Here is a 6,624-nt window from a genome sequence, read left to right as displayed (position 1 = left end):
GGCTGCAGCCGCGCGGTGTTGAACCAGGCACGCAGCACTTCGCCGTCGGTGGGCCGCAGTTTCGCCGCGGCCCGCCATTGCGCGCAGGCGGCGTCGAATTTCATCTCGGCCGCCAGCCGTTTGGCCTCGGCGACATGCCGCTCGAATCCGTCTTCGGCCTGCTCGGCCGCCGCGGGCGGTGGCGTGAGTTTGCGCCAGTGCATAGCCGCGGCCATTAGAAGCGCACCGGTGAGCAGCCCGCCCAGATGCGCCATATAGGCCACGCCCTTGCCGCCGATGACATGCTGCAGCAGTTCGTTGGCGATCCAGGCGGGCAGCAGCAGCAGCGCGGGCGCTGTGACGTAGTTGAAATAGAAAAACAGCTGGTAAAAAAACCGGATGCGGCGCAGGCGGTACATCACGGCATACATGCCCATCAAGGCCGAGATCGCACCCGAAGCGCCCAAGCCATAACTGCCTTGCCCGGCATAGGCCCAGCCCGCCAACAGCGCGGCACCGAGCGCCCCCGCGAGGTAAAACGCCAGGTAAAGGCCGCGGCCCAGCGCGAGTTCCACGGAAAAACCAAACAGGAAGAGGAACACCATGTTGCCGATCAGGTGGCTGGTGTCAGCGTGCAGGAAGGCCGCGGTGATCCAGGTCACCGGGCGAAACGGCGCGTCTTTGGTATTGTCCTGGGCCCAGTGGGCTGTGAACGGCGCAGGTTGAAGTGCTTCATACCGGCGCCGGTCTTGTTCCCACTGTGGATGGGCCGGGTGGCCGGGCCGGATGATGAGGCCTTCGTGCAAGCGCGCGAGAAAGGTTTTTTCGTGCTCCAGTCCGTCGAGCAGTGCGCCGTAACGGCGCTGCTCCAGCATGCGTCTGGCCGCCGGCGCGCGTGGTGACGCGGTCTCTCCAAGCCAGTCGACGAAGGCCGGCAACTCCAGCGCCGGCAGGCTGCTTGAAAGATAGAACGCTGCGGCCTTTTTCTGGGCATTTTCTTCAGCGCGCTGCGGGCCCCAGAACACCGCCATGTTCACGAGGATCAGCAGAATCGTCAGCCATGGCGGATTGCGCCAGGTCGGCCGGTTTTCCAGCGGAATAGCGTAAAACATGCCTCCGCCGGCGCTTCAGTTCAGCCCAGCCGCACCCGGTGCCGCGCTATCTGCGCCTTCACCTGCGCCGGCGCGGTGCCGCCCAGGATGTTGCGGGCGTTCAACGAGCCGCGCAGGCTCAAGCAGTCGTAGACGTCTTTTTCGATGCTGGGGTTGAATTCCTGCAGTACAGCCAGTGGCAACTCGGACAGGTCCACCGCATGGGTGGTGGCAGCTTTGACGGCGTGGGCCACGGTTTCGTGGGCATCGCGGAAGGGCAGGCCTTTTTTCACCAGGTAGTCGGCCAGGTCGGTGGCGGTGGCGTAGCCGCGTAGCGCGGCCTTTTCCATGGCTTCGGGCTTGACGGTGATGCCGGCCACCATCTCGGCAAAGATGCGCAGCGTGTCCTTGAGCGTGTCGACGGTGTCGAACAGCGGCTCCTTGTCTTCCTGGTTGTCCTTGTTGTAGGCCAGGGGCTGGCCCTTCATCAGCGTGATCAGGCCSATCAGGTGGCCGWYCACGCGGCCGGTCTTGCCGCGCGCCAGCTCTGGCACGTCGGGGTTTTTCTTCTGCGGCATGATGGACGAGCCGGTGGTAAAGCGGTCGGGGATGTGGATAAAGCCGAAGTTCTGGCTCATCCACAAGATCAGCTCTTCGCTCATGCGGCTGATATGCACCATGGCGAGCGACGCGGCTGCCGTGAATTCAATCGCGAAGTCACGGTCGCTCACGGCGTCCAGGCTGTTCTGGCAGACCTGTGGCTTGCCGTTTTCGTCGACCATGCCCAGCGTTTTGGCCACGCGTTCGCGGTCCAGCGGGTAGCTGGTGCCGGCCAGTGCTGCAGCACCCAGCGGCAGGCGGTTCACGCGTTTCCTGATCTCCAGCATGCGCTCGGCGTCGCGGCTGAACATTTCCACATAGGCCAGCATGTGGTGGCCAAAACTCACCGGCTGGGCCACCTGCAGGTGGGTGAAGCCGGGCAGGATGACTTCGACATTTTTCTCGGCGATGTCAACCAGCGCTTTTTGCAGGTCGGTCAGCAGCCCGCCGATCAGGTCGATCTCACTGCGCAGCCACAGGCGCACATCGGTGGCGACCTGGTCGTTGCGGCTGCGGCCGGTGTGCAGGCGTTTGCCGGCGTCGCCCACAAGCTGGGTCAGGCGCGCTTCGATGTTGAAGTGCACGTCTTCGAGGTCCAGCTTCCACTCAAAAGCGCCGGAGTCGATTTCGGACGTGATTTGCGTCATGCCTTTCTGGATGTCGGCGTAGTCGGCGGCGGGAATGATCTTTTGCGCTGCCAGCATTTCGGCGTGAGCGAGTGAGCCGGCAATGTCGGCTTGCCACAGGCGCTTGTCAAAAAACAGGCTGGACGTGTAACGCTTCACCAGGTCGCTCATGGGTTCGGAAAAAAGGGCGGACCAGGCTTGGGACTTTTTGTCGAATTGATTCACGTCAGGCTTTCTTTGAGGCAGTCGCTGGCCGGTCTGTGGGGTAAAGCACGCCATTTCGGGCAGTTGTGCAGCCGGCCGGGCCTAAATAGTGTTTAACCCATGGCCGAATCGCCTTGGGCAGTGCAATACTCTTCCCAATGATTTTATCTGGGTGCCGGACCCCGTGGGAAACCCCTGCCGTGCGCTGCCCCAGCTGATCCGTTTTTCCACGATAGCCGAAGAGCCGCCGACGTCCATGAAGCCTGTGCCCGATCAGAAGAATTTCAGCGAATCCACGTTGCTGGGCAGCTTTATTCCGGGCGATGAGGAAGCGGCGCCGCGCACTTCCACGCGTACCAGCATGTTTGATGCTTGCCACGTGGGTGTGGTTTTGCGTGCCGTACTGTTTGTAGAGGCGGTGACCGGCGTGTGTGTGATGTTCGCTGCGCGCGAACCCCTGGACTGGCTGCTGAGCTTTTCACTGCTCACCGGCGGTGTGCTGCCGGCCACCCTGGCCTGGCTGATTGCGGTGTGTGCGCTGAAGGGGCAGTTGAACCGGCTGGAGCCTTCGCACCAGTGGGCGGCGGGTATTGCACTGGGTGTTGTGTCGGGGCTGTACGGCTGTGGCTTGCTGGCCCTGCTGGGCCTGCTCCAGCCGGTGCCCTGGTGGGCCAGTGCGGCGGCGGGTGCCTTGCTGTCCGCCATGATGCTGGCGGGGCTGTTCTGGCGGGCCAAGGCGCGTACGCCGGCAGCCACGGCGGCACGCCTTGCCGAATTGCAATCGCGCATTCGCCCCCATTTTCTTTTCAATACCCTGAACAGCGCCATTGCGCTGGTGCGTGCCGAGCCCGCCAAGGCCGAGGCGGTGCTGGAAGACCTGAGTGAGCTTTTTCGCAGCGCACTGGCCGACCCGGCCGAATCCGTGACGCTCGGCCAGGAGATCGCGCTGGCGCAGCGTTACCTCGCCATTGAGCAGATCCGCTTTGGTGAGCGGCTGCAGGTGCAGTGGAGCCTGGACACCGAAGCGGACCAGGCCAAGCTGCCACCACTGCTGCTGCAGCCGCTGGTAGAAAACGCCGTCAGGCATGGCGTGGAACCCAGCGCCAGCGGCGCGCAGCTGAAAATATCCACCCTCCGGCGAGGCAGCACGGTGGTGATCAAGGTGACCAATTCAACCCCCGCAGGCGCCGGTGAGCGCGGCCACGGGTTGGCGCTGGCCAATGTGCGCGAACGCCTTGCGCTGCTGCATGATGTCGAGGCGAAATTCAAGACCGTGTTCAAGGACGGCATATTTCAGGTTCGACTGGAGATTCCCGCATGACGCTCAAGGTACTGGTAGTTGACGATGAAGCCCTGGCGCGTTCGCGCCTGCGCACCCTGCTGGGCGATTGCACCGCCCCGGCTGCAGTGGCGGCAGCTGAAGCCGCCGATGCTGTTCAGGCCATGAAGGCCTTGCAGCGTGAGTCATTCGATGCGGTGCTGCTTGACATCCGCATGCCCGGCGTTGACGGTATCGCGCTGGCACGCACCATTGCTTCACTTGCACAGCCACCTGCCCTGGTGTTTGTCACGGCCCATTCCGAACATGCCGTACAGGCCTTTGAACTGGAGGCCGTCGACTACCTCACGAAGCCGGTGCGCCTGGAACGCCTGCAGCAAGCGTTGCAGAAGGTAGAGCGTTTGGGCCAGTCTGCCCGGATGTCCACGGCGGATGTGGCGGAAGAAACGCTCATCATCCAGGACCGCGGCCGCACCGAACGTGTGCCGCTGGCCGAGGTGCTGTATTTCAAAGCCGAACTCAAATACATCACTGTGCGTACCGCGACCCGCAGCTACATACTCGATGGTTCCCTGAGCGAGCTGGAAGAGCGCCACGCGACCCGTTTCATGCGCATTCACCGCAACGCACTGATTGCGCGCCGGGCCGTGCGCGCGCTGGAAAAACATTTTGATCCAGAAGAGGGCGAGGGCTGGGCGGTACGGCTCAATGGTATTGATGAACTGCTGGCGGTGTCCAGGCGCCAGCTCAGCGCCGTTCGGGAAGCCATTGCGGCCTGATTTCATTTCTCTTGCTGCTTCTTCCAATCCAAAATCCTGTTTATGCATACACGTGCCGATTTCATCCAGCGGCACGTCCGCCGCTTCAGCAATGAGCCTGCCGTAGAGCGCCAGCTCGTACGCGACTTCTTCGGTGGCAAGACTGGCTTTTATGTTGATATAGGGGCTAACGATCCGGTGCTGGATTCGCAATCTCAGCATCTGGAACAGATGGGTTGGACGGGCCTCCTCGTGGAACCTGACCCGGACTGTTGTGAACTGCTGCGCAGGAGTCGAACCGGCGTGGTCATTGAAATGGCTTGTTCCAGCCCTGAAAACGCAGGAAGGTACCTGGATTTGAATCGGGCCGGACCCCATTCAACGCTCGAAGCGAGGCCTATTGCCATGGGCGCCGTGGTCCGTTCAACGGTACAGGTACGGTGCGAGACGCTGGATGCCATCCTGGAAGGAAATGCTGTGCCAGAGGGATTTGATTTCCTGTCGATCGACATCGAAGGGCACGAACTGGTTGCGTTGTCCGGTTTCAACTTTGCACGCTGGCAGCCCCGCCTGGTGCTGATTGAGGATCACGTGACCCATCATAAAAAGCACGACCTGATGCGCGACAACGGCTACCAGCTGATCCTGCGAACCGGCTTGAACAGCTGGTACGTTCCGGCGAAAGCGTCCTACACATTTTCCTGGCCAGCTCGGTTTGAATACCTGCGTAAGTACTATCTGGGGCTTCCATTGCGCAAATTTCGTTACGCGCGCCCCGGCACAAAAACGGATATGGGAGACACATGAACGAAGAACCCGCAGAGCGTGTCGTACGCGCGGCGCCGCCAGTAGTRCCGGGCGATCCTGAACAGCTGCATGTTCGGGTTCCGGTCGATATCCGCAGCATGTCGCTGGTGGTACTGGCGGGTCTGGCCTGCCTGTTTGTACTGCACTGGGCCAAGGCCGTCTTTATTCCGGTGATGCTGGGTGTGCTGTTCAGCTATGCTTTTTCACCGGTGGTCAACTGGTTTGAAACGAAACGCGTTCCACGCTGGCTGAGCGCCGCCGTGGTGTTGTTGACGATTGTGGGCAGCATCGGTGCGACGGCGTATTCGCTCAGCGACGAAGCGGCGCAGCTGCTGGAAGCGCTGCCGGCTGCGGCGCAGAAATTCCGCCAGGCCGTGAAGGTGCGCACCAACCAGTCTGACAGTGCCCTGGAAACCGTACAGAAAGCAGCCGCACAGCTTGAGCAGGCCGCGCAGGAAAGTGCTGCGACCAGCAACACGCGAGGGGCGATGCGTGTCGTGGTTGAGCCTGCCCGTTTCAACATCAAAAATTATCTCTGGTCAGGCACCATCGGGCTGATTGCACTGATCGGCCAGGCGACCGTGGTGATTTTCTTTACCTACTTCCTGATGCTTTCGGGCGACAGCTTCCGGCGCAAGCTGATCAAGCTTGCGGGCTCCAGCATCAGCAGCAAAAAAATCACGCTGCAGGCGCTCAATGAGATCACCGACCAGATTCAGCGCTACCTGCAGGTGCAGCTGCTGACCAGTGCGCTGGTCGGGGTGTTGACCTGGCTTGCGCTTTGGGCGTTGCGGCTGGAAAACCCCGCCGTGTGGGGCGTTGCCGCTGCCGTGCTGAACCTGATTCCTTACGTAGGCTCGCTGGTCACGGCGGCGACATCGGCCCTGGTGGCCTTTATGCAATTTGGCTCGCTCAACATGGCGCTGGCTGTGGGTGGGGCCTCGCTGGCTATTCACACCGTGGTGGGTAACCTCCTGACGCCGTGGCTTACCAGCCGCGCCAGCCGTATGAGTCCGGTGGCGGTGTTCGTCGGCTTGCTGGCCTGGGGCTGGCTTTGGGGGGTATGGGGCCTGTTGCTCGGCATTCCCATCCTGATGATTGTCAAATCGATTTGCGACCGCATCGATGACCTGAAGCCGATTGGTGAGTTTCTCGGCAGTTGATATGGCCCCCACGCTGGAATAAAGCCCCCACGGTCGCTCACTTCGTGTAGCTCCCTGCCCCCCGAGGGGGCCGCTGCGCCTGCGGTCTGGCAAAGCCAGTCCCGCGGCCCCGGCTGG

6 protein-coding genes are annotated in these 6,624 nt (G+C 62.0%); 4 read left to right on the top strand and 2 right to left on the bottom strand.

Going from position 1 to position 6,624, the window contains the following annotated elements; genetic code table 11:
* Positions 1-1,091 (bottom strand): rhomboid family intramembrane serine protease (locus AC1D1X_RS12445; protein ID WP_477698367.1); only part of this gene is annotated, 1,091 nt, incomplete at its 3' end.
* Positions 1,092-1,111: 20 nt separating this feature from the next.
* Positions 1,112-2,521, bottom strand: a complete 1,410-nt coding sequence (gene argH, locus AC1D1X_RS12440) for an argininosuccinate lyase (RefSeq protein ID WP_477698366.1) — start codon at positions 2,519-2,521, stop codon at positions 1,112-1,114.
* Between the two features lie 235 nt (positions 2,522-2,756).
* Between argH and AC1D1X_RS12435 the strand changes: the two genes are divergently transcribed.
* The 4 genes from AC1D1X_RS12435 to AC1D1X_RS12420 are packed head-to-tail and all read left to right on the top strand — an operon-like array spanning position 2,757 to position 6,507.
* Positions 2,757-3,821 carry a sensor histidine kinase gene (locus tag AC1D1X_RS12435; RefSeq protein WP_477671281.1) on the top strand — a complete coding sequence of 355 codons (1,065 nt, stop codon included), beginning with the start codon at positions 2,757-2,759 and terminating at the stop codon, positions 3,819-3,821.
* On the top strand, positions 3,818-4,558 hold the full coding sequence (locus AC1D1X_RS12430) for a LytR/AlgR family response regulator transcription factor (RefSeq protein ID WP_477671282.1): 741 nt from the start codon (positions 3,818-3,820) through the stop codon (positions 4,556-4,558). Before AC1D1X_RS12435 ends, AC1D1X_RS12430 begins: the two co-directional genes overlap by 4 nt.
* A gap of 42 nt (positions 4,559-4,600) precedes the next feature.
* Positions 4,601-5,344, top strand: coding sequence for an FkbM family methyltransferase (locus AC1D1X_RS12425; protein WP_477671283.1), 744 nt, complete (start codon positions 4,601-4,603; stop codon positions 5,342-5,344).
* Positions 5,341-6,507 (top strand): AI-2E family transporter, encoded by a 1,167-nt coding sequence (locus tag AC1D1X_RS12420; RefSeq protein WP_477671284.1) that lies wholly within the window; start codon positions 5,341-5,343, stop codon positions 6,505-6,507. Before AC1D1X_RS12425 ends, AC1D1X_RS12420 begins: the two co-directional genes overlap by 4 nt.
* The last annotated feature ends 117 nt before the right edge of the window (positions 6,508-6,624 follow it).

Source organism: Polaromonas sp. P1_G4, from assembly GCF_056405475.1.
The sequence above is the reverse complement of the archived record's forward strand: the minus strand, read 5'-3'. Positions and strand labels throughout refer to the sequence as shown.